The organism is Bartonella sp. CL434QHHD, assembly GCF_042195145.1.
GTDB lineage: Bacteria > Pseudomonadota > Alphaproteobacteria > Rhizobiales > Rhizobiaceae > Bartonella.
The window spans coordinates 1-3,541 of the sequence record NZ_JBHINT010000052.1 but is presented as its reverse complement, the minus strand read 5'-3'; the positions used below and the strand labels follow the sequence as shown (position 1 = coordinate 3,541).

The following is a 3,541-nucleotide window of genomic DNA, read 5'->3' as shown; positions in this document are numbered from 1 at the left end:
GCAATCACCTGTTTTGAAGCCAATGTATGCATGTGTCATAGAGGACAACTCGCATTAGCTCTTACTCAATTGCCTGATTGGAAATATGAAATTAAGCACATCTAAAAAATAAACTTGCAAATTTTTTACATATGGGGGTGCTCTCTCCTCCCAGCACCCCCGCCCTTTCCTAACAACTTTCAACACATGCGTGCTTCACGCTACGGGTGGATTGTACGCAAATCAAGGAAATAAACCATGGAAAAGAAATACGAACTTACTGATGAAACAACTGAGGTTGATGGCAAAACTCTCCACCGCATTCGTGCCTTACGAGACTTTGGTGGTATTAAAGCAGACGACCTAGGTGGTCTTATAGAGCATGAAGGCAACTTATCCCATGAGGGCAATTGTTGGATTTGGTATAAGGCTTGTGTTTTTGGAGATGCACGTGTTTATGGCAATGCACTTGTTTTCGATGAAGCAAAAGTTTCCGATAATGCACATGTTTACGAGAGCGCATGCGTTTACGATGAAGCGCGCGTTTACGGTAGGGCAGAAATTTATGGAGAAGCAAAAGTTTACGGTGATGCAGAAGTTTACGGTAGGGCAGAGGTTTACGATTGTGCACGCGTTTTTGATGAAGCACGTGTTTACGGTAAGGCAGAGGTTTACGGTTGTGCACGCATTTACGATGAAGCATGCGTTTCCCATAATGCAGAAATTTACGGTTATGCATACGTTTCCGATAAGGCAGAAGTTTATGGCAATGCAAAAATTAAAGACGGACATGTAGGCGATAGTGCAAGGATTTATGGTGATGCTAAAATTTATGACAATGCACGTGTTTACGGTGAGGCATGCGTTTCCCATAATGCAGAGGTTTATGGTTATGCCAAGGTTTTTGGTGATGCCTTGGTTTTTGGCAATGCACATGTTCATGGGCGTGCAAAAGTTTACGATGATGCACGCATTTACGATGAAGCACGTGTTTACGATAAGGCAGAAATTTACGGAGAAGCAAAAGTTTACGGTGATGCAGAAGTTTACCGTAGCGCACACGTTGATGACTATAACGCCATATCAACTGGAGAAAAGACCAGATGAAAAAATATGAACTGACTGATGAAACAATCGAAGTTGGGCGCAAAACGCTCCGCCGCATTCGTGCATTGAGAGATTTTGGGGACGTCAAGCAAGGTGATCTTGGCGGCTATATCGAGAAAGAAGACAATCTAAGTCATGATGGCAATTGCTGGATTGGGGGTTATGCTTGTGTTTATGATGATGCTAAGGTTTACGAAAATGCACATGTTTACGGTTATGCACATGTTCACGACAATTCTCGTATTTATGGTAAAGCAGAAGTTTTCGATGAACCATGCATTTACGGTCATGCAGAAGTTTACGGTGATGCATATATTTGCGGTGAATCTAGCGTTTTTGATAATGCAGAAGTTTATGGCAATGCACAAGTTTACGAAGAGCCACACATTTACGATAGGGCGCGTGTTTACGGCAATGCGCAAGTTTACGGTGATGCGCATATTTATGGTCATGCAAAAATTTACGGTGAAGCATGTGTATGTTGGGACGACTGGATTGATGACGATAGAAGAATCTCAACTAGAGAAAAAACCAGATGAGAAAATACGAACTTACTGATGAAACAATTGAGTTTGAGGGATACATTACGCTTTACCGCATCCGTGCATTGAAAGACTTTGGAGATGTAAAGGCAGGTGATCTTGGCGGCTTTATAGAGCATGAAGACAATTTAAGTCATGAAAACGATTGTTGGATTTATAATGATGCCAAAGCGTATTTGTTTGCCAATATTTACGATAGCGCTAAGGTTTTTGATAACGCACAAGTTGCTTATAGTGCAGAGATTTTTGGAAATGCAAAAATTTATAATAACGTCAAAATATATAGAGGTCATATTTTTGGAAGCGTAGAAATTTATGGAAATGTGGTTATCGATAGTGATTCAAGAATTTATGGCGATACAAAAATTTATGATAATTCAGAAGCTTGTAAACGAACTATGACCGCCCAGAACGGCGACTCTTCAGCAAAAGACGACATTCCTTTCTAGCAACACAAACAAAATTTTAACACCAGCGTGATTCACGCCACGAGTGAATTACATCTAAAATGAAGGGGAATAAACATGCCACACCGCCCACCTACTATCACGCAACCAGCTATTGCTCGTGCTTTAAGAGAAGCTAAAAAACAAGGATGTGAACTCATAGAAATCAAACCTACAGGGGAATTATTAATTCATATCAATAAAACCATAACACCAACAACGACAGATAATACTTATAGCATTGACGATTTTCCACCACTTGAAAATGAACAAGAAGACTACGAGACCAGCAAAACTTGTCGTTCTGTCGACGGTATAAAGTTTTAGCCATGCCAAAACGCCGTCCGCCGCATCTTGTTCGTGAACGTACACGCCATGGTAAAGTTATATGGTATGTACGTATTGGTCATGGACCACGGTTTCGGATTGAAGGAACCTATGGAACGCAAGAGTTTGTTGACAATTATACGCTGGCTATTAAACAAGCGCAAAATGGCTCCTCCAAGAAAATAAAACAAACCAGACTCACAGAAGGGTCTTTCGATTGGTTGTTGCATCAGTATTTACAAAGCATGCAATGGCATAATCAATCAGAATCTACTAAAAAAGTTAAATATCGAATTCTGAATAATGTTTCTAAACATATCGGTGATCGTGCATATAAAAGCATAAACAAACAACACATTCTTGACGCAGTAGAAAGAAGACGAGAGACTCCCGCAGCGGCAAGACATTTTTTAACGGCTTTAAATGGTCTTTTTAATTGGGCGGTTGATAATGATCTTTTGAATAGAAATCCTGCTTTTAATATAAAGCCGCCAAAATCCTTTAACGCAGAAGGGTTCATACCATGGTTAGAAGAAGATATTGACAAATATTATCACCGTTGGTCACATGGTACACATGAACGCGTCTGGATTGATGTTCTTCTTTATACAGGCTTGCGTCGTGGTGATGCCGTTCGTATCGGCTGGAAAGATATCACAACAGATAATATTATTCATTTAAAAACAGAAAAGAGCCAATTTAAAACAGATGTTTTTCTCCCGATTTTGCCAGAACTCGCAGAAACACTTAAAATTGGACCTATTGGAGATGAAACATTTATTTGCGGTAAAGAAGGTAAAAAACTGACCAAAGAAAGTTTTGGTAATCTGTTTCGTAAAGCTTGTAATGCAGCAGGTATTAAAAAATCAGCGCATGGATTGCGAAAATTAGCAGCAACACGTGCAGCCAATGCTGGTGCGACAGTTTCGCAAATGAAAGCGCTTTTTGGCTGGACAGAAGATAACATGGCATCCCTTTATACCAAAACAGCCGATAGAAAACGACTTGCAATAGAAGCAATCAAAAAACTTCAAAAAAGTTAGGGATAGGTAGAAAATAAGTTAAAAGAATCAACGGAATCAAAATTCCCGAACTTTTATATAACCTATTGATTTAATTAAGTATTGGCTGGGGTACCTG

Annotated in this window: 5 protein-coding genes; all 5 read left to right on the top strand. The window is 39.8% G+C overall.

The features are described from left to right. Positions 1-237 precede the first annotated feature (237 nt). The 5 genes from ACFILN_RS08575 (at position 238) to ACFILN_RS08555 (ending at position 3,444) form a co-directional block, all read left to right on the top strand. Positions 238-1,086 (top strand): hypothetical protein, encoded by an 849-nt coding sequence (locus ACFILN_RS08575; protein ID WP_375654554.1) that lies wholly within the window; start codon positions 238-240, stop codon positions 1,084-1,086. Further along, positions 1,083-1,625 (top strand): hypothetical protein, encoded by a 543-nt coding sequence (locus ACFILN_RS08570; protein ID WP_375631399.1) that lies wholly within the window; start codon positions 1,083-1,085, stop codon positions 1,623-1,625. Before ACFILN_RS08575 ends, ACFILN_RS08570 begins: the two co-directional genes overlap by 4 nt. Next, positions 1,622-2,077 (top strand): hypothetical protein, encoded by a 456-nt coding sequence (locus ACFILN_RS08565; RefSeq protein WP_375631398.1) that lies wholly within the window; start codon positions 1,622-1,624, stop codon positions 2,075-2,077. The genes ACFILN_RS08570 and ACFILN_RS08565 overlap by 4 nt, the downstream gene beginning before the upstream one ends. A 75-nt stretch (positions 2,078-2,152) precedes the next feature. Beyond that, entirely contained in the window at positions 2,153-2,401 is a 249-nt protein-coding gene (locus tag ACFILN_RS08560) for a hypothetical protein (protein WP_375631397.1), read from the top strand. A 2-nt stretch (positions 2,402-2,403) separates the two neighbouring features. Next, positions 2,404-3,444, top strand: coding sequence for a tyrosine-type recombinase/integrase (locus ACFILN_RS08555; protein WP_375631396.1), 1,041 nt, complete (start codon positions 2,404-2,406; stop codon positions 3,442-3,444). The last annotated feature ends 97 nt before the right edge of the window (positions 3,445-3,541 follow it).